We start from the raw sequence: 18,248 nt of genomic DNA, 5'->3' as shown, positions 1-18,248 counted from the left end.
TATGAAATTCGGAATCACCGCCAAGCTGTTCCTCGCGATTTTCGCCACCTGTATGCTGGTGCTGATTACCATGCACTGGGGCGTGCGCGTCAGCTTCGAGCGCGGCTTTATCGATTACATTAAGCGTGGCAACGAACAGCGGGTCACGCAGCTACGCGACGCACTCGCAGAGCAATATCAGTTGCACGGCGACTGGTCATTCCTACGCAACAATGAACGTCTGGTGTTCAAAATGCTGCACTCGATGGATCAAAACAGCGACACTGACAACAGCATGCAGGGATGGCGGGTGCGTCTTTGGGTTCTGGATGCAAACAAACGCAAGCTGTTCGGTTCCCCCGCACCGATACCGAAAGAAGGTACCTCGCAGCCCATTCAGGTACAAAACCAGACGGTCGGCTGGATTGTGGCTTCACCCGTTGAGCGCCTGACCCGCAACGCCGACATCAGCTTTGATCAACAACAGCAGCGCACCAGTTGGCTGATTGTCGCGCTCTCGACGCTGCTTGCTGTCATCGCTACCTGGCTGACCGCCCGTGGTCTGCTCGCGCCCGTCAAACGGCTGGTCAGCGGCATGCACAGCTTGGCGTCAGGTGATTTCAGCACCCGAGTGACGGCCAGTTCGCACGATGAACTCGGCAGGCTGGCGCAGGATTTCAACCAGCTTGCCAGCACGCTGGAAAAAAACGAGCAGTCTCGCCGCGCGTTTATGGCCGACGTCTCTCACGAATTGCGCACGCCGCTGGCAGTGCTGCGTGGCGAACTGGAAGCTTTGCAGGACGGCGTACGTAAGCCCGATGCGCATTCTCTACATTCGCTCCAGTCTGAGGTGACAACGCTCACCAAACTGGTGGACGATCTGCATCAGCTAACTCTGTCCGATCGCGGTGCACTGGCCTACCGCAAAACGTCTGTGGACATCGTGCAAATTCTGCAGATTGCTATCGCCGCGTTTCATAAACGTTTCCAGAAAAAGCAGATTACGCTCACCACCGAATTACCGACTCAGGCTGATGTGTTTGGCGACCCGGATCGCTTAAGCCAGCTATTTAACAACCTGCTGGAAAATAGCCTGCGCTACACCGATGAACAAGGGCAGTTGGCTATTACGCTGGTTCAGCAACATAAACGCTGGGCTATTATCTGGCAGGACAGCACCCCCGGCGTGACCGACGAGCAGCTCATGCTGATTTTTGAACGTTTTTACCGGGCTGAAAGTTCGCGCAACCGCGCCAGCGGCGGCTCCGGGCTGGGGCTGGCTATCTGCAATAATATCGTTGAGGCGCATAGCGGACGGCTGTATGCTGAACATTCGCCATTAGGGGGCGTGATGATTACCATTGAGCTACCCTTGCATAATCCTGACTGATTGCTATTCCTGAAACCGAAAATAAGCAGAGCTATGACAACCGCACCCGATTTCGCTATGGCGTCACCCATTCTGATCGTCGAAGATGAACCCAAATTGGGGCAACTGTTGGTGGATTATCTTCAGGCAGCGGACTATGCCACGCACTGGCTGCCCAACGGCAACGATGTCGTCGACTGGGTGCGGCAGCATTCCCCTTCACTCATTTTACTGGATTTAATGCTACCGGGCTGTGACGGCCTGACGCTTTGCCGCACGATCCGTCAGTTTTCCAACGTGCCTATTATCATGGTCACCGCCCGCAGCGAAGAGATCGATCGCCTGCTGGGGCTGGAAATTGGCGCTGATGACTACATTTGTAAACCCTTTAGCCCGCGCGAAGTGGTCGTGCGCGTCAGAACGCTGCTGCGCCGCTGTGGCTGGCAGAACGACGGCGTGAAAGCCATCGAGAAAACCGAAACGGCGCTAGTGATTGATAAAGGCGGCTTTCAGGCCAGCTATCTGGGGCAGAACCTCGATCTTACACCAGCAGAGTTTCGTCTGCTCAAGACGCTTTCCACCGAACCGGGCAAAGTGTTTTCCCGCGAGGCGCTGCTGGATAAGCTCTACGATGACTATCGCGTTGTGACCGACCGCACCATCGATAGCCACATCAAAAACCTGCGTCGTAAGCTGGAACAGCTGGACGAAGAGACCTCATTCATTCGCACGGTATACGGCATCGGCTATCGCTGGGAAGCCGCGCCCTGTAATGAGGTATAACACCAATCGCCCTATGATGTTATTGGAGCTTATGATGTTATGGAGACCCTATTGAACGGACCCGATCCTGATAACCGCTATCCTATGGCCGGTTTCCCCCAAGTGTGCTTCATTAAGAATATTGTCACCAACCCGAATATTGATATTGGCGACTACACCTATTACGACGATCCCGATGGCGCGGAAAACTTCGAGCAAAACGTGCTCTACCACTATCCGTTTATCGGCGATAAATTAGTCATCGGTAAGTTCTGCGCCATCGCACGCGGTGCAAAATTTATCATGAACGGCGCCAATCATCGGCTTTCTGGGCTGTCGACTTACCCGTTTCAGATTTTCGGCAACGGCTGGGAAAAAGTGACGCCCAAGCCAGAGGATCTGCCTTATAAAGGCGACACGCATATCGGCAACGATGTCTGGATTGGCTATGACGCGCTGATCATGCCCGGTATCCGCATCGGGAATGGCGCTATCATTGCGTCGCGCGCCGTGGTCACCGCCGATGTGCCAGCTTATACGATCGTCGGCGGCAATCCGGCAAAAATCCTCAAAGCTCGTTTTGCGCCAGACGTCATCAATGCACTGGAAACGCTAAGCTGGTGGGACTGGCCGATAGAAAAAATTACACGTCATCTGGATATCATCGCTGCGGGTGATATTGCGGCGCTGCAAGCCTGCCATCAGTCAGCGTAACCGTCTTCCATTTCATACAGACCTATTCCACACGACCCGTTACCACACGAAGAGAGGCTTTCACGATAATGACTGCGCTATTTTCCGAAACCACCAAAATCGAAACACCTCGCCTGCTGCTGCGTCCGCTCTACCGCGATGATGCACCTGCGCTGTTTGTCTTTATGTCCGATCCGGTCGTGATGCGTTTTTGGAACCATCCGCCCTGGCGGCAGATCGAACAGGCACATGACGCGATTGACGAATACTGGAGCGCGCTATGCGCCGGGCACTATATGAAGCTGGGTCTGGAGGTGAAGGAGAGCTGCGAGCTAATCGGCACCTGCGTGCTGTTCAACCTTGAGGTTGACTCTAAGCGCGCCGAGATCGGCTACTGTCTGGCGGCGAGTGCGCAAGGGAAAGGCTATATGGCGGAAGCGCTCTCTGCCCTGCGGGATTTTGCCTTTGAAACGGTGGGGCTAAGCCGACTGGAAGCCGAAATCGATCCCCGCAATGTGGCGTCAGCCCGATCGCTGGAACGGCTGGGTTTCACACAGGAAGGGCTGTTAAAGCAGCGTTGGATCGTAGACGGCGAGGTGTCCGACTCCGCGCTATACGGCCTGCTGGCGGCCAAGCGTTAGCCACCCCACTCCCATGCTGGTCAAAAATACTGTCCGACTTAATGAAAATTTTGTCATTTTCTCTTTTCCTAAGGCTGCTACCATTTTAAGCCTACAATAATAACGGGTATCACCTCGCACACAGTGCGGGAGATGGGTCACCTGCAACAGAACGGATAAGGGAAAAAGCATATGTCAGGTTTAGTGAACGGCAAATGGGTTAACGGCGATGTCGCGGCGGAAGAGATCAAAAACGGTGCGTTCCACCGTGAAGAAACCAAATTTCGGCAAACCGAGCTGGTGCCAGAAGCGGGTCGTTACCAGCTTTTTGTCTCCTATCTCTGCCCGTGGGCGTCGCGCACGCTGATTTTCCGCAAGCTGAAAGGGCTGGAGAACATCATCTCGCTTTCCGTTGCCAACCCACGCATCGCCGATAACGGCTGGGAGTTTGCCACCCCACAGGATGCTGGCGAGCACGTGGGCGAGATTCACTACCTGCACCAGTTGTACACCGCCAGCGTGCCCGACTATACCGGAAAGGTGTCGGTGCCTGTGTTGTGGGATCGTGTGGAAGGCCGCATCGTGAACAACGAATCGGCGGATATCATCCGCATGCTGAACAGCGAATTTAACGACCTGACTGGCAACCACCTCGATTTCTACCCGTCAGATCTGCGCGCTGAGATCGACAGCTGGAACGAAACCGTGTACCACAACGTCAACAACGGCGTGTATAAAACCGGATTCGCCAAAACACAGGAACACTATAACGACGCCGTCACCACGCTATTCACTACGCTGGACGAGCTGGACGATCATCTGGGCAATCATCGCTATATGCTCGGCGACACGCTGACCGAGGCCGACTGGCGTCTGTTCGTGACGCTGGTGCGTTTTGACGTGGCCTACCACGGCGCGTTCAAATGTAACCTGAAGCGCATTGCCGACTACCCAAATCTGTCGAACTACCTGCGCGAACTGTATCAGTGGCCGGGCGTCGCGGAGACGGTCAATATCGACCACATCAAAGCGGGCTATTACGGTATTGCCTGGCTGAACCCGACGCAGATTGTACCGGTTGGTCCATTGGTCGATTTGTCTCAGTCCCATAACCGTGAAACGGTTGGAAAATCCCGTATCGCCACGCGTTAATACCACGAGATCTGGCCTGTTCCATTAATGGCAGGCCATTCTTTATTTAGGTCAAAAAATTGATTTACGTCAAACAATAGGCCTACGTTTCGTGTGTCGTCTACTGCAATTTCCCCCTATTAGCGCTAGAATCCTCCGCCTTTACTGCTCCCGCCGTGGAGCAGCCTGACTTGTGATCAGAATCGAGAGATACCATGTTTAAACCGGAACTGCTTTCTCCGGCCGGTACGCTAAAAAATATGCGCTACGCCTTTGCCTATGGCGCGGACGCGATTTATGCCGGTCAACCCCGCTACAGCCTGCGCGTGCGCAATAACGAATTCAACCATCAGACGCTGGCGCAAGCCATTAACGAAGCGCATGAACTGGGCAAGAAATTCTACGTCGTCGTTAACATCGCGCCGCACAATGCCAAACTGAAAACCTTCCTGCGTGACCTGCAACCCGTCATCGAAATGGGGCCGGATGCGCTGATCATGTCCGATCCGGGTTTGATTATGCTGGTACGGGAAAACTTCCCACAGATGGATATTCACCTTTCCGTTCAGGCTAACGCGGTCAACTGGGCGACGGTGAAATTTTGGCAGCAGATGGGGCTGACGCGCGTCATTCTGTCCCGCGAGCTGTCGCTGGAAGAGATTGCAGAAATCCGCCAGAACGTCCCGGACATGGAACTGGAAATTTTCGTTCACGGCGCACTGTGCATGGCCTACTCTGGCCGCTGCCTGCTGTCCGGTTACATCAACAAACGCGATCCGAACCAGGGCACCTGCACTAACGCCTGCCGCTGGGAATATAAGGTTCAGGAAGGCAAAGAGGACGAGGTCGGGAATATCGTCCATCAGCACGAGCCTATCGCGGTGAAAAACGTTGAGCCCGCGCTGGGCATCGGCGAGCCGACCGACAAAGTCTTTATGCTGGAAGAAAACATGCGTCCCGGCGAGTACATGAGCGCCTTTGAAGACGAGCATGGCACCTACATCATGAACTCCCGCGATCTGCGTGCGATCCAGCACGTTGAACGCCTGACGCAAATGCAGGTGCATTCGCTGAAAATCGAAGGCCGCACCAAGTCATTCTATTACTGTGCCCGTACCGCACAGGTTTATCGCCGCGCCATCGACGATGCTGTCGCGGGTAAACCGTTCGACCCGACGCTGCTGGAAACGCTGGAAGGCTTAGCGCACCGTGGCTACACCGAAGGCTTCCTGCGTCGCCACGTGCATGAGGATTACCAGAACTACGACTACGGCTATTCCGTTTCCGATCGTCAGCAGTTTGTCGGTGAATTCACCGGCGTACGCCGCGATGGGCTGGCAGAAGTCGAGGTGAAGAACAAATTTTCCTGCGGCGACAGCGTGGAGATGATGACGCCAAACGGCAATATTCAATTCACCATCGAATCGATGCAGAATGCCAAAGGTCAGCCAGCCGATGTAGCACCGGGTAACGGCCATATTGTCTATCTGCCCGTGCCGGACGATGTGTCGCTGGATTATGCGCTACTGCTGCGCAATTTGCCGGGCACCACCACGCGAAATCCTAACGCCGAATAAGCCAGTAAGCTTTCCCATCCAGCGTTGCCCTTCACAGGGCGACGCTTTCTTACGGTATGCCCCCCCACCGCCGTCCTTTCTCCGTCACAAATAAGTGCACTCACAGCCTGAAGGTATCGTTACAAAGCTCAGGGTTTTTTAACGAATATTAGAAACAGATCACATCAATTCGCCGTTCTTGTGGTTAGTATTGCGTCGCTGAGAAAACATAGAACGAAAAATAAGCGTAGTGATACTACTAGGAACCACCTCCTTGGCCAGCTCAATCTCCCTTGAGCTGGCTTTTCTTTTTCTCCCGCACACGTATTTTCCCACCGTACACATTCACCGATTCTTCTGATGTCTCCCTACCGATTTAATGACTATGATTAACTGCAACACGTTTGTATTCACTGTGCTATTTCTGAATTAACGGCCTCTGAATGAACGACAACATCGCAGCCTGAGAAATAAGACATGGAAAAAAATCCAATCACACTGCTGATTCTGAATGGGAAGAGCGCGGGCAATGAAGAACTCCGTGAAGCCATTGGTGAGTTACGCAAGGACGGCTATACCCTGCATGTCCGCGTGACGTGGGAATATGGCGATGCGAAGCGCTATGTAGAAGAAGCAATCCAGCTCAGCGCGGATAACGTGATCGCCGCTGGCGGCGACGGCACCGTTAATGAAGTCGCCGCAGCCTTAGCGGTGCAACCGGAAGCGGTGCGCCCGTGTCTGGGAATTATACCGCTGGGGACGGCCAACGATTTCGCCACCAGCTGTCAGATACCGATGGAGATGCACAACGCCTTAACGTTGGCGATCAAAGGCCGTGCCACTGACATTGATATCGCCAAAGTGAACGACGAGCACTATTTCATCAACATGGCGACGGGTGGCTTCGCCACGCGTATTACCACCGAGACACCAGCCAAAATGAAGGCGGCGTTGGGGAGTGCTTCTTACGTGCTGCACGCGCTCTTTCGCATGGACATGCTGCAAGCCGAGCGCTGTGAGATTCACGGGCCAGATTTTCACTGGGCGGGTGATACGCTGGTCATCGCGGTGGGGAACGGTCGTCAGGCTGGCGGCGGGCAGGAACTTTGCCCAGAAGCGCTGATTAACGATGGGCTGCTGGAACTGAGCGTACTGTCGGCAAAAGAGCTGCTGCCCAATATGCTTCAGGCCTGGTTTACCGGCAGCGAAAACCAGAACATGATTTCCGCTACCTTGCCCTGGCTGGAGATTACCGCACCGGACGATATGACATTTAATCTGGACGGCGAGCCGCTCACCGCCAAACGCTTCCGTATCGAAGTGCTTCCTGCGGCGATTCGTTGCCGGCTGCCGCCCCAGTGCCCGCTACTGGAATAGCGGCATATTTCGGCTATTCCCGTTTCAGGCGATTACTGTTTGCCAGATACAGCGTGACGACCAGCAGCAGGATCGCCGCGGAATACATCAGCGTATCCGACGGGCTTTTGTGATCGACAATAATCAGGCGAATGATGGCCGTAATGCCGATGTAGATAAAATAGCGCAGCGGGAAGTGATAGCCGGACTGGAAATACTTCACGATCAGCGCAATAAACTCAAAATACAGGAAATAGATCACAATCCCTTCTATCAGCTGATAGGAGGAATCTTTCTCGTTGGAGATCAACAGCACCTTCGCCAGATGGAACGTTTCCTTGACTAAAAAAATCACCAGAATAGTCGCCAGCACCAGCAGGCCGATATTGAGTATCGTCTGAAGTGCTTTGGCAGCCATCGCACTGCGAGCAGAACCTGCCATATGTTATCCCCACACCCTATTTCATATTAACGCCAAGATTTCACAGCAAAGTAACCGGATGCCCCCGCCCTGTCACGCCGAAATGCGCTTAATTTAGTTTGAAATTACTGGCAAATATGTCACGCAAAGTACAAGTCAATTTACTTATGGTTTTACCACCAGCGGTGGAAGTGATGAACGGGGCCGATGCCATGTCCGACCTCCAGCGTGTCGGCCTGCTGTAACGCCTGCTGTAAATAATCCTTCGCGGCCTTGACCGTCTCTCCCCAACTATCGTGGCGCGGTCGCAGCGCCGCCAGTGCGGCAGATAACGTGCAGCCGGTGCCGTGCGTATGACGGGTATTCACACGCGGGGAACTAAAGCGCTGCGGTTCAGCCTGTCGACTGAACAGCCAGTCCGGGCTTTCCGCTTCACTCAGATGGCCGCCTTTCATCAGCACGGCCTGACAGCCCATCGCCAGCAGCGCTTCCCCTTGCTCGCGCATTTCCCGCTCGTTGGCGGCAGGTGATGTCTTCAACAGCGCCGCGGCCTCGGGCAAGTTGGGTGTAATCAGGGAAACCAGCGGCAGCAGCTCACGGCGGATTGACTCCACCGCCTCGGGTGCGAGTAGCGGATCGCCGCTTTTCGCCAGCATTACGGTGTCCAGCACAATGAAAGGCACCGCGTAGTGACGCAGGCGTTCGGCAACGGTTTCGACAATATCGGTCTGTGCCAGCATCCCAATCTTGGCGCTGTCGATACGGACATCGCTCAACACGGAATCCAGCTGCGCTGCGACAAAATCCGGCTCAATTCGGTAGACAGACTGCACGCCGCGCGTATTTTGCGCCACCAGCGCGGTAATAACCGACGTGCCGTAAGCGCCCAGTGCAGAAAAGGCTTTTAAATCCGCCTGAATCCCCGCGCCACCGCTCGGATCGGTGCCCGCAATCGTCAACGCATTGATACGTTTCATGCCAGATCCTCCGCGCGCAGGGTATAAAGCCGATCGAGAAAGTTGGGGATAAAGCTACCCGTACCTTGCGACACCGAAGCGGCCTGCTGCCCAGCTAGCGCCATGACATAGCACGCTGCCGCCACGTGGGATATGCGGTCCCCCTCCAGAGAACAGAATCCCGCAACGACCGCCGACAGCGCGCAACCCGTACCAACCACGCGTGTCATCATGCTATCGCCACCGGCTATCGCGATATCTCGCTCGCCGTCCGTGACATAATCCACCGCACCGGTCACCGCAACAATCGTCCCCACTTGTCGCGCCAGCTCGCGTGCAGCAGGGAGCGCCGCCAGCGAATCATCGGCGCTATCCACGCCCCGCCCCTGTGCGGCTAGACCAGCCAACGCCATGATTTCAGAGGCATTGCCGCGAATCGCCGCGGGTTTCCACGCCAGCAGTTCTCGACAAAACTCACTCCGAAAAGTTAAACCACCGACCGCAACCGGATCGAGCACCCACGGCGTCCCCGCTTGATGCGCGCTGTTGACTGCCGCCCGCATCGCCTCGGCACGCGAGCGCTCCAGCGTTCCGACGTTAATCAGCAGCGCATCCGCTACCGCGCTGAACTGTGCAGCTTCTTCGGGATCGACCACCATCGCAGGCGACGCATTCAGCGCCAGCAGCACATTAGCAGTAAAAGATTGCACCACATCGTTGGTCAAACAGTGCACCAGCGGCGAAGCAGAACGGAATTGAGTGAGTGAGGTTGCTGCCTGAGCGGCAGAAAAGTCGGCGGGTCGCGTGTTCATAAGTCTCCCAACCGGCGTGGAAGAAGGCGGCAACCGGTGGGCATACCGTGACTTCCCTACGCTGGCATTATCCAGATCAGGTGGTACGGGTATTTCTCAGCCTTCACAAAGAAGGGCACCCCGAGTCATGTACTACGCTTTGCAGCATAAGTAAGTGCCTAGCGTAAATCAAGCGCTGCCCGCCCTTCCCCACCTGACACAAAATGAAAAACCACAGGCACGTTGTGACATAGAGAAAAACGCTATAACCCTTTAGACTGGTTAATCAAACCCATACTGAGGAGATTGTGATGACGATGATAAAAAGTTATGCCGCACCGGAAGCAGGCGCTGAGCTGGAGTTGTATGAGTTTGATGCAGGTGAACTGCAGGCGGAAGATGTCGAAGTCGTGGTTGATTACTGCGGCGTATGCCATTCAGACCTTTCGATGATCGATAACGAATGGGGCATGTCGAGCTATCCGCTGGTTGCCGGGCATGAAGTGATTGGTCGCGTGCACGCGCTGGGTGATGCGGCGAAGAACAAGGGATTGAAGGTCGGTCAGCGCGTCGGTATTGGCTGGACGGCACGCAGCTGTGGGCACTGCGATGCCTGTATCAGCGGTAGCCAAACCAACTGTCAGCAAGGCAGCGTGCCGACGATTCTGAATAAAGGCGGTTTTGCCAATAAGATCCGTGCGAACTGGCAGTGGGCGATCCCGCTTCCTGATTCCATTGATATCGAATCTGCGGGTCCGTTGCTGTGCGGCGGCATCACCGTTTTCAAACCGCTGCTAATGCACCATATCACCGCAACCAGCCGCGTCGGCGTGATCGGTATCGGCGGCCTGGGACACATCGCGATTAAACTTCTGCACGCGATGGGCTGTGAAGTCACGGCGTTCAGCTCAAATCCGGCTAAAGAGCAGGAAGTGCGGGCGATGGGTGCCGATAAGGTCGTCAACAGCCGCGATCCGCAGGCATTGACCGCACTGGCAGGCCAGTTCGATCTCATCATCAACACCGTGAGTGTCGATCTGGAATGGCAGCCTTACTTCAACGCGCTCGCCTATAACGGGAAATTCCATACCGTCGGCGCAGTAATGAAGCCCTTTAGCGTCCCGGCCTTCACGCTTATCGCGGGCGACCGCAGCGTTTCCGGTTCGTCTACCGGTTCACCGCATGAGCTGCGTTCTCTGATGAAACTCGCCGCGCGCGCCAACGTGAAGCCACAGACGGAGCTGTTCCCGATGTCAAAAATCAACGATGCTATCCAGCACGTACGCGACGGCAAAGCCCGCTACCGCGTTGTACTGAAAGCGGATTTTTAATCGGTAAAGACGCCTGAGCAATCGGGCGTCTGCTTTTTGCCTATCAACGCAGCCAACGTCATTCTCTGGGATATGCCGCCCGGCACCACGCGACTCAATGTATTCAATGGGTTTCATGATAGGATTGAAAGGTGATGCAAGAGGAGATCAGCAATGCCTTTTAAAGAGTATGACCACGACTTTATTGATAGAAATAAGAAAGCCTCCTCGTCTGTAAGGCTCGCCCTGTTGTTGTCTGCGTTGGTCATTATATTCAACCTCGTATTCTTCAAACACCGCGACTTTCAGGAGCAACTGCATAATAATCCGGGTTCTTATACTGACTCGATTGCACTGGTTTTTCTTTTTTTTATCTTGTCCTGCACCAGTAAAATCTCACTTAACCATACCTCAGCCTTATCCATTCGCCTCGGGCTACACGTCTGGATATGCTCAGCCACATTTGACTTGATGGATGAGTTTATCTATCAGCCCAAGCTGGTTGGGTATTATGTTGAGGATATGCTGAGAATTATTGGTATGTTTGGCGTCGGGTTTGGTGTCTATACCCTGATACAGCAAATCAATAATAAGTATGTCGAAGCCAGAATACAGTCATTCAGCGATGAACTCACACAGCTTCCTAATCGTCGGTTTTTTATTAACGAATTAAAAAAACTCGAAGCGAAAACACCCTATTTATTTATTATCGACATCGACAATTTCAAAGTCATTAATGATAAATATGGACATACGAAAGGCGACGAAGTATTAAGCAAATTTGGTCACATACTTTCCCGTTTCGATAACAGTGAGGTGGTCGCAACCCGAATCGGTGGCGAAGAGTTCGCGATTATTCTGTATGCCGGAACGCAGGATCGGGCAGAGAAACTGGCAAGAGAAGTACTCAAAAATGCGAACAAAATCATTATCAAGAATATGCACCATCTTTCAGTCAGCATTGGAGCCGGTAAAAAACAGCCGCAGGAACCTACCGAACACTTTATGAAACGCGTGGATATCGCACTTTACCAAGCCAAAAACACCGGTAAAGGCAAAGTGGAATGGGCTTTGGAGCCGAAAGAGAAACCTCAGGACCCCGCATAACCGCTCTCAATAACACGGCTGCACGGACGCGCCGCGCTCCCTGAATCATCAGAAATATTACTGAAAATCACATTTTCTTCTCTGCTAACGACTCGCTCACTCATCTATCATTTTGTAACAAAATTAAATCATTCCCGCTTACCCCACTCGCCAGCCACCGTGTACTCTTTCATAGGTAGAACCTAATACATTACCTCTACAACACATTACCCCCACAACACATTCAGTAAAAGGAAGACGAATGAAAGCAGCCATTGTAACGAAGGATCATTCCGTTGAGATTCAGGACAAAACACTGCGCCCTCTCCAACACGGGGAAGCCCTGCTAAAAATGGAATGCTGTGGCGTATGCCACACCGACCTGCACGTCAAAGACGGGGATTTTGGTGATGTTACCGGCATCACACTCGGCCATGAGGGCATCGGTATCGTCAAAGAGGTGGGTCCAGGTGTGACATCACTGAAACCCGGCGATCGTGCCAGCGTAGCCTGGTTCTATCAGGGCTGTGGTCACTGTGAATATTGTAATAGCGGTAACGAAACCCTGTGCCGCTCGGTGAAAAACGCGGGCTACTCCGTCGATGGCGGAATGGCGGAAGAGTGCATCGTCGTTGCCGATTACGCGGTAAAAGTGCCGGATGGTCTGGATTCTGCCGCGGCCAGCAGCATTACCTGCGCGGGCGTGACCACCTATAAAGCGGTGAAAGTCTCACAAATCAAGCCGGGACAGTGGATCGCCATTTATGGTCTGGGCGGATTGGGCAATCTGGCGCTGCAATACGCCAAGAACGTCTTTAATGCGAAGGTGATTGCGATTGATGTTAACGATGCACAACTGGCCTTTGCTAAAGAGATGGGCGCGGATCTGGTCATCAACCCAGCCAAAGACGATGCCGCCAAGATCATTCAGGAAAACGTGGGCGGCGCGCACGCTGCAGTAGTCACTGCCGTTGCGCGTGCCGCATTTAACTCCGCGGTCGATGCCGTTCGCGCAGGCGGGCGTATTGTCGCCGTCGGCCTGCCACCGGAATCAATGGATCTGAATATTCCACGTCTGGTGCTGGATGGCATTCAGGTATTGGGATCGCTAGTCGGCACGCGTGAAGACCTGAAAGAAGCCTTCCAGTTTGCTGCCGAAGGGAAAGTGAAACCAAAAGTGACGCTTCGCCCGCTGAAAGACATCAACGCCATTTTCGCTGAAATGAAAGGCGGGAAAATTACCGGCCGTATGGTAATCGACCTGTCAATCTAAGAGGCACTTTGTATATAAACGGGATAGCACTTCGCTATCCCGTTTTTTATATTTTAGCTAAGCGTCTGCGTATTACCGGGGCACACGAGTTGTTTACTTTTAATATGGTAAACCTCGACATCAGGACGCGTGAAAAAGGCGATTTCCCACGGGTTCTTGGTGACGAATTCATGGCGCACTTTTTCATAGAGCGGATTGTCACGCGCGATAATAAACGCTTCCCCTTCAATAATGGTGTAGTTCCATTCAATTGCCCGCTCGAAGGTATAATGGCTGCGCTCATCCATCGCAAAAAAGCAGTGTGGATTACGTTTGAGCAGCTGAGATTTAAAGGTTTCGGGGAACGTAATCAGGAAGATATCGTTATCCACGGACGACAGGAACGCCAGCACCGTGGTATGCGGCTGTTCGGCAGCCATAGTAATGAGTACGCCGACCTTATTAGTGAAATCCTGCTTTTCCGTCGGTGGAAAATCGACCATCGGCGTTAGCGGTACTGGCGTTGACGGACGGTTGTCTTGTGGAAACTGGTAACCCGGCTCGCGGATATCCAACACAGGCGTGAAACCGTGCAGAAGCTGACACTCTCTCGGCTCCAGCACCACCCAATCTCCGTCGCTGACGACGACGCGGCCTTTGTAAGAGGCGCGATAAACCTGAATATTGGCATCAAATTCATCAACCCCGGAGCGGTTATCAAGATGGATCGTTGCCAGATCGCCAACGGCAAACTCATGCCCGTGTGGGAAAAAAACGCGCAGGCTGTTATCCGCATTGGGATAGACGCCGCAAATATGGATGACCACGCCATCCTGCTTATAACCCGCCAGTACACCGAGAGTTTGCTTTCCTAGATAGCTCACGAGACTCATACATCACGCCTTATTCAGATTGGGCTTAAGAGGGGACGCCGACCCTGTTTCGCTCGGGCCGTTCCAGCAGCGGTAGGAAGCGGAGAAATCATTCACGCTAACCGCATCACTTCCTACCTATCAACGGAGAAAGCGCTGAAAACTTTAGGCTTAATGCCACGCTATTTAAAGGAATAAATAGGAATTAGCAGCGATAGATAAGGCGTCCCCCTCCGTTATTTAAGCACCAGCATGGTGATGCCCACGCCGACCAGCACCAGACAAAAGGCACCTCGCAAATAAACGACGGGCAGTTTATGGGCAACCGCGACGCCCCAGGACACGCTGACAATGCCTCCCAATGCCAATGGCAAGCCGATACTCCAGTCAACGTTCCCCGCCTGCGAGTAGGAAAGCAGCGCCGCCAGCGCGCCCGGCACCACCAGAATCAGCGCCATACCCTGCGCCTGCGTTTGCGCAAAGGCAAACAGCGTGACCAGCGCGGGTACCACCACCAAACCGCCGCCAACGGTAAAAATGCCCGACATAAACCCGCTCACTACACCAAGCAGCGGCAGATATTTGGTCGACAGTACTTTCTCCGGCGTTTGGCTGCGTTTTTTGTTATACCACTGCCACATGTAGTACGCGGCCAGCACCAGCAGGAAAGTGGCAAACGCACGCTGTAGGTTGTGCACATCAATCGATGAGGCAAGATGAGCGGCAAAGTAGGCAGACCCCGTCGCGAATGCACACATCGTCAATGCCATGCGCGTATCAATACGGTTACGCTGGCGATAGCGCAGAAAACCAATCAGGACGTTAGGCGTAATCATCACCAGCGCCGTTCCTTGCGCCAAATGCTGATCCATCCCGAAAAGTACGCCCAGAATCGGAATCGCGATAATCCCTCCGCCAATCCCCAACATTCCCCCACAAAATCCCAGCCCGACGCCCAAAAGCAAACACAACACAATATCGCTGAACATCATTAAGCTAAACATAAAAGTGCATGACCTATAAATAACAAGACAATCTGGAGAACCGCGTTTCAGGCTGGTAGACAGACGATGGCTTTAGGATAAATATTCCGCGATTTCAATGAGGTTAAGATCGGGATCGCGCAGATAAATAGAACGGATTGGCTGTGTGGCGCCGGTACGCATCACCGGTCCTTCAGTAATTGGCCAGCGGTAACGCGCCAGATGCGCGATAACCTTCTCTAGCGGCACCGACGCAATCAAGCACAGATCGAGCGCCCCCGGCACAGGCAGATGCGCCTTTGGTTCATGCTCGGCTCCGCGCAGGTGCACATTGATTTTCTGGTGGCCAAAATGAAAAGCGACGCGCCCGTTTGCAAACGTTTCCTCCCGCATTTGCAGCACCTCGACATAAAAATGCCGGGTCGCCGCGAGATCAACGCAGGTCAATACGAGGTGATCGATATGATCAATAAATGACATTTCCAAGCTCCCTCTTACATCAGACATTTCACATCCTAGGAGTAACAGGGGCTTTTGATAATCACTGAATCGTCAATGACCCTTTCCTGTCAGGAAAACCTCCCGCTGTGATAGAGTTAGCGTGCCATAAGAAAGGTGACAACACGCTGCTCTGCATCAATACACCGGTCACTGAGGTGTTTTTCACACCACCGAGGAAGCTCGAACAATTATGATTAATCCTGCGCATTTTGACCTCCAGTCGCTCCGCATCTTTTTACAGGTTGCCCAGACCGGCAGCCTGACCAAAGCCGCAGAAAAATTCCACATCACGCTTTCTGCCCTGAGTAAACGTATCGCCGAGCTGGAGCGTACCGTGGACTGTGCGCTGTTCATCCGCATGCCGCGCGGCCTGACGTTAACGCCAGCCGGTAAAGAACTGGTGAATCTCGCAGGCAATGTGTTGAGCAACGTGGAGCGCATGGCGAGCGAAATGAATGACTATGCCGTTGGCGTGCGCGGCCACGTACACATGTGGGCAAATACCTCGGCGATTATTCAGTTTCTTCCGCAGGATCTGGCGTCCTTCCTTCTGGCCCGGCCGCTTATTCGTATTAACCTGGAGGAAAAGCTCAGTAAAACCGTGGTGACGGCGTTGGCGATGGGAGATGCCGATATCGGTATCTTCGCTGACAATGTCGGATCGCAAGGGGTCGAGAAGATCCCTTACCGTAAGGACAAGCTTGTCGTACTCGTTCCGCCCCAGCACCCACTTTCCGCCCTGTCAGACGTGAGTTTTAACGACACATTGGGCTACGATTACGTCGGCCTGAATAGCGGTAGTTCTTTGCTGAAACAGCTGAAAGACGCTTCGGATGAACTGGGAAGAGTGCTGCGCCTGCGCGTACAGGTCAGCAGCTTTGACGGGATTTGCCGCATGATAGAAGCGGGACTGGGTATCAGCGTCCTGCCAGAGGGCGCAATTCGCCCAGAAGTGCTCGGTACCGGATTGCGCGCCATCAATCTCACCGACGAGTGGGCTTCACGCCAGCTCTGGCTGGGCGTGAAATCCGGTGCGATTCTGCAACCCGAAGTCGCTAATCTGCTGACCCACCTGCGGCAGTGCGGCGCGTAAGGAGAAGGCTTTACCCTCAGCCTTCTTCGCTACCCGTTTTTTCATAGCCGAGACGGCCAACAAAGGGCAAACGCAGCGCGGGCGGGTTCATATCCACCCCCATGTTCAGCCCCAGAATGTTGGCCTCAATCCCCTCTTCAATGCCCATCGTGATACCCAGCACGCCCAGCAGCGAGATCTGCACGCCGCTTCCCGATGGCGACATCCCCACAGGGCGCGTGATCGGGCGATAATCCTTACCAATGGCATTAGCCGGCATATCCAGCTTGAGCGCCGGTACTTCGCGGCCAATGTGTGCGAGAAACGTATTGCTATTTGGTCCCGGCCAGGCGTGGTAGGTATTTGGCCACGGATAGCTTTTAATCGCGGCCTCAATCTGCGGGATCATGGCTTCCGCTTTGTCGCCACGGTGCTCCACCAGCAGCTTCGGCATCGCCCCGTACCAATACGCATCCGCCACCGACCGGTTAAGACGGACAACGTTATCACTCCCCCAACTCACCACCTCATAGCGGCGATACTGGGTTTCCCCCGCTTTCTTGAAAATGATCCACGGATGTACCGCCACCAGCCCGCGCCAGCCGTACGTCGGCGCGGCATAAACCTGCACGATCGCAGTCTGGCGAAATTGCACCGGGTTCGGCGCTAACCCAGAAGAATCCCGTTTGGCAGACCACCAGGTTTGCCCGCTAAACGTTTCGCCGTTGCGCGTCGACTGCGCCCAACTTTGCCAAAAAGACAGCAACAGCACACAAATAAACCCAATCCCCAAGAATTTGAGGTACGTCATAGGCCAGATAGCTCACTGAAAAGAGATGGAACGGAATCGATACGCCTGCGGGAGAGAGTATCCGCAGTGAAAATCGGTCAAAAATCATTCCGCCAGTTTACTGCCAGTTGGCGGTAAGATTAAAGCGATGGGTAAAATGTTGACCTATTTTTACGTTGTGTGGGGCTACAGGCGAGATTCTTCCTTTATTCAAACCGCATGCCGCGGAATATTCGATGTTAAACACACTGAGGAACAACGAAATGAACGATAACGCGTCTCTGGCAGCCGCTTTCTATCAGGCCTTCAACACTAATGACCATGCCACTTTCGACCGCCTGTTAGCGACCAATTGGGTCAATCACCCTGCTGACCCCGGTCAGCCGAATACACCAGCCGGATTCAAACGCGCCGTGGCACATACACATGCGGCTTTTGAAGGTTTCCATATCGATATCGAAGCCGTGGTTGCCGAGAACGATCTGGTGGTCTGCCGGATTGCCATGAGCGGCCGACACGTTGGTGATTTCGACCGCTGGAAAGCCTCCGGTCAGCAGGTACGTTTCTCTGGTATGGATATGCACCGTATTGAGGGAGGCCGCATCAGCGAAACCTGGCATTTTGAAAACTTCGATGGATTAAAAACAGAAGAAACTGCCTGACTGGGTGCGTCTGACATCCCCGGTTGCCCGAATGAAATCAGGTGACCTCGGGGATCTACATGATTTTTATCGAACGCTGAAAATTT

At 53.8% G+C, this 18,248-nt stretch carries 19 protein-coding genes and 1 riboswitch; of the genes, 12 read left to right on the top strand and 7 right to left on the bottom strand.

Annotated elements, in window-relative coordinates:
* Position 1: 1 nt before the first annotated feature.
* The 7 genes from baeS to yegS all read left to right on the top strand — a co-directional run bounded on the left by baeS (position 2) and on the right by yegS (position 7,487).
* Positions 2-1,369 (top strand): two-component system sensor histidine kinase BaeS, encoded by a 1,368-nt coding sequence (gene baeS, locus AB8809_RS06510; protein ID WP_349855852.1) that lies wholly within the window; start codon positions 2-4, stop codon positions 1,367-1,369.
* Positions 1,370-1,402: 33 nt separating this feature from the next.
* Entirely contained in the window at positions 1,403-2,131 is a 729-nt protein-coding gene (gene baeR, locus AB8809_RS06505) for a two-component system response regulator BaeR (RefSeq protein WP_015841150.1), read from the top strand.
* Positions 2,132-2,170: 39 nt separating this feature from the next.
* Entirely contained in the window at positions 2,171-2,824 is a 654-nt protein-coding gene (locus AB8809_RS06500; RefSeq protein WP_349855853.1) for a Vat family streptogramin A O-acetyltransferase, read from the top strand.
* 68 nt (positions 2,825-2,892) lie between these two features.
* The gene (locus tag AB8809_RS06495) at positions 2,893-3,444 is read left to right on the top strand and encodes a GNAT family N-acetyltransferase (protein WP_349855854.1); all 552 of its coding nucleotides are present in this window, start codon (positions 2,893-2,895) and stop codon (positions 3,442-3,444) included.
* 171 nt (positions 3,445-3,615) lie between these two features.
* Positions 3,616-4,575, top strand: a complete 960-nt coding sequence (locus tag AB8809_RS06490) for a glutathione S-transferase family protein (RefSeq protein ID WP_349855855.1) — start codon at positions 3,616-3,618, stop codon at positions 4,573-4,575.
* Between the two features lie 194 nt (positions 4,576-4,769).
* Positions 4,770-6,131: a tRNA 5-hydroxyuridine modification protein YegQ gene (gene yegQ, locus AB8809_RS06485; RefSeq protein WP_015841154.1), complete on the top strand. Its 1,362-nt coding sequence runs from the start codon at positions 4,770-4,772 to the stop codon at positions 6,129-6,131.
* A gap of 456 nt (positions 6,132-6,587) precedes the next feature.
* Positions 6,588-7,487, top strand: a complete 900-nt coding sequence (yegS, locus tag AB8809_RS06480) for a lipid kinase YegS (RefSeq protein WP_181829085.1) — start codon at positions 6,588-6,590, stop codon at positions 7,485-7,487.
* Between the two features lie 13 nt (positions 7,488-7,500).
* Here yegS and psiE read toward each other — a convergent pair whose 3' ends face one another.
* The 3 genes from psiE to thiM all read right to left on the bottom strand — a co-directional run bounded on the left by psiE (position 7,501) and on the right by thiM (position 9,655).
* Positions 7,501-7,908, bottom strand: a complete 408-nt coding sequence (gene psiE, locus AB8809_RS06475; protein WP_015841156.1) for a phosphate-starvation-inducible protein PsiE — start codon at positions 7,906-7,908, stop codon at positions 7,501-7,503.
* A gap of 152 nt (positions 7,909-8,060) precedes the next feature.
* Positions 8,061-8,864 (bottom strand): bifunctional hydroxymethylpyrimidine kinase/phosphomethylpyrimidine kinase, encoded by an 804-nt coding sequence (gene thiD, locus AB8809_RS06470; RefSeq protein ID WP_194430597.1) that lies wholly within the window; start codon positions 8,862-8,864, stop codon positions 8,061-8,063.
* Positions 8,861-9,655: a hydroxyethylthiazole kinase gene (thiM, locus tag AB8809_RS06465; RefSeq protein ID WP_349855856.1), complete on the bottom strand. Its 795-nt coding sequence runs from the start codon at positions 9,653-9,655 to the stop codon at positions 8,861-8,863. Before thiM ends, thiD begins: the two co-directional genes overlap by 4 nt.
* 36 nt (positions 9,656-9,691) lie before the next feature.
* Positions 9,692-9,788: riboswitch (TPP riboswitch) on the bottom strand.
* A gap of 157 nt (positions 9,789-9,945) precedes the next feature.
* Between thiM and AB8809_RS06460 the strand changes: the two genes are divergently transcribed.
* The 3 genes from AB8809_RS06460 to adhP all read left to right on the top strand — a co-directional run bounded on the left by AB8809_RS06460 (position 9,946) and on the right by adhP (position 13,303).
* A complete protein-coding gene (locus AB8809_RS06460; protein ID WP_180779533.1) occupies positions 9,946-10,965 on the top strand; it encodes an NAD(P)-dependent alcohol dehydrogenase in 1,020 nt (339 codons plus the stop codon).
* A 153-nt stretch (positions 10,966-11,118) separates the two neighbouring features.
* Positions 11,119-12,051 carry a GGDEF domain-containing protein gene (locus AB8809_RS06455; RefSeq protein ID WP_015841161.1) on the top strand — a complete coding sequence of 311 codons (933 nt, stop codon included), beginning with the start codon at positions 11,119-11,121 and terminating at the stop codon, positions 12,049-12,051.
* Positions 12,052-12,292: 241 nt separating this feature from the next.
* Positions 12,293-13,303, top strand: a complete 1,011-nt coding sequence (gene adhP / locus AB8809_RS06450) for an alcohol dehydrogenase AdhP (RefSeq protein WP_015841162.1) — start codon at positions 12,293-12,295, stop codon at positions 13,301-13,303.
* Between the two features lie 53 nt (positions 13,304-13,356).
* Here the strand turns inward: adhP and AB8809_RS06445 are convergent, their stop codons facing one another.
* From AB8809_RS06445 to AB8809_RS06435, 3 genes are all read right to left on the bottom strand, one after another.
* Positions 13,357-14,175 carry a hypothetical protein gene (locus tag AB8809_RS06445; protein WP_180779532.1) on the bottom strand — a complete coding sequence of 273 codons (819 nt, stop codon included), beginning with the start codon at positions 14,173-14,175 and terminating at the stop codon, positions 13,357-13,359.
* 215 nt (positions 14,176-14,390) lie between these two features.
* Entirely contained in the window at positions 14,391-15,158 is a 768-nt protein-coding gene (locus AB8809_RS06440; protein ID WP_349855857.1) for a sulfite exporter TauE/SafE family protein, read from the bottom strand.
* Positions 15,159-15,230: 72 nt separating this feature from the next.
* Complete coding sequence (locus AB8809_RS06435) at positions 15,231-15,617, bottom strand: VOC family protein (RefSeq protein WP_349855892.1); 387 nt, start codon at positions 15,615-15,617, stop codon at positions 15,231-15,233.
* 211 nt (positions 15,618-15,828) lie between these two features.
* On the opposite strand from AB8809_RS06435, the gene AB8809_RS06430 reads away from it, so the two are divergent.
* Positions 15,829-16,731, top strand: coding sequence for a LysR family transcriptional regulator (locus tag AB8809_RS06430; protein WP_015841166.1), 903 nt, complete (start codon positions 15,829-15,831; stop codon positions 16,729-16,731).
* A 16-nt stretch (positions 16,732-16,747) separates the two neighbouring features.
* Here AB8809_RS06430 and AB8809_RS06425 read toward each other — a convergent pair whose 3' ends face one another.
* On the bottom strand, positions 16,748-17,521 hold the full coding sequence (locus tag AB8809_RS06425; RefSeq protein ID WP_181848637.1) for a DUF3750 domain-containing protein: 774 nt from the start codon (positions 17,519-17,521) through the stop codon (positions 16,748-16,750).
* A gap of 215 nt (positions 17,522-17,736) precedes the next feature.
* On the opposite strand from AB8809_RS06425, the gene AB8809_RS06420 reads away from it, so the two are divergent.
* Entirely contained in the window at positions 17,737-18,162 is a 426-nt protein-coding gene (locus AB8809_RS06420; protein WP_369987239.1) for an ester cyclase, read from the top strand.
* Positions 18,163-18,248: the final 86 nt, after the last annotated feature.

Source organism: Pectobacterium aroidearum (assembly GCF_041228105.1).
GTDB lineage: Bacteria > Pseudomonadota > Gammaproteobacteria > Enterobacterales > Enterobacteriaceae > Pectobacterium > Pectobacterium aroidearum.
The sequence above is the reverse complement of the archived record's forward strand: the minus strand, read 5'-3'. Positions and strand labels throughout refer to the sequence as shown.

Excerpts from the sequence above, each read along its gene's own strand:
- AB8809_RS06440 (WP_349855857.1), bottom strand. The coding sequence starts at position 15,158 with ATGTTTAGCTTAATGATGTTCAGCGATATTGTGTTGTGTTTGCTTTTG.
- AB8809_RS06500 (WP_349855853.1), top strand. The coding sequence starts at position 2,171 with ATGGAGACCCTATTGAACGGACCCGATCCTGATAACCGCTATCCTATG.
- AB8809_RS06425 (WP_181848637.1), bottom strand. The coding sequence starts at position 17,521 with ATGACGTACCTCAAATTCTTGGGGATTGGGTTTATTTGTGTGCTGTTG.
- AB8809_RS06420 (WP_369987239.1), top strand. The coding sequence starts at position 17,737 with ATGTTAAACACACTGAGGAACAACGAAATGAACGATAACGCGTCTCTG.
- thiM (WP_349855856.1), bottom strand. The coding sequence starts at position 9,655 with ATGAACACGCGACCCGCCGACTTTTCTGCCGCTCAGGCAGCAACCTCA.
- AB8809_RS06495 (WP_349855854.1), top strand. The coding sequence starts at position 2,893 with ATGACTGCGCTATTTTCCGAAACCACCAAAATCGAAACACCTCGCCTG.
- AB8809_RS06445 (WP_180779532.1), bottom strand. The coding sequence starts at position 14,175 with ATGAGTCTCGTGAGCTATCTAGGAAAGCAAACTCTCGGTGTACTGGCG.
- thiD (WP_194430597.1), bottom strand. The coding sequence starts at position 8,864 with ATGAAACGTATCAATGCGTTGACGATTGCGGGCACCGATCCGAGCGGT.
- yegQ (WP_015841154.1), top strand. The coding sequence starts at position 4,770 with ATGTTTAAACCGGAACTGCTTTCTCCGGCCGGTACGCTAAAAAATATG.
- adhP (WP_015841162.1), top strand. The coding sequence starts at position 12,293 with ATGAAAGCAGCCATTGTAACGAAGGATCATTCCGTTGAGATTCAGGAC.
- AB8809_RS06490 (WP_349855855.1), top strand. The coding sequence starts at position 3,616 with ATGTCAGGTTTAGTGAACGGCAAATGGGTTAACGGCGATGTCGCGGCG.
- psiE (WP_015841156.1), bottom strand. The coding sequence starts at position 7,908 with ATGGCAGGTTCTGCTCGCAGTGCGATGGCTGCCAAAGCACTTCAGACG.
- AB8809_RS06430 (WP_015841166.1), top strand. The coding sequence starts at position 15,829 with ATGATTAATCCTGCGCATTTTGACCTCCAGTCGCTCCGCATCTTTTTA.
- yegS (WP_181829085.1), top strand. The coding sequence starts at position 6,588 with ATGGAAAAAAATCCAATCACACTGCTGATTCTGAATGGGAAGAGCGCG.
- AB8809_RS06435 (WP_349855892.1), bottom strand. The coding sequence starts at position 15,617 with ATGTCATTTATTGATCATATCGATCACCTCGTATTGACCTGCGTTGAT.
- baeR (WP_015841150.1), top strand. The coding sequence starts at position 1,403 with ATGACAACCGCACCCGATTTCGCTATGGCGTCACCCATTCTGATCGTC.
- AB8809_RS06460 (WP_180779533.1), top strand. The coding sequence starts at position 9,946 with ATGACGATGATAAAAAGTTATGCCGCACCGGAAGCAGGCGCTGAGCTG.
- AB8809_RS06455 (WP_015841161.1), top strand. The coding sequence starts at position 11,119 with ATGCCTTTTAAAGAGTATGACCACGACTTTATTGATAGAAATAAGAAA.
- baeS (WP_349855852.1), top strand. The coding sequence starts at position 2 with ATGAAATTCGGAATCACCGCCAAGCTGTTCCTCGCGATTTTCGCCACC.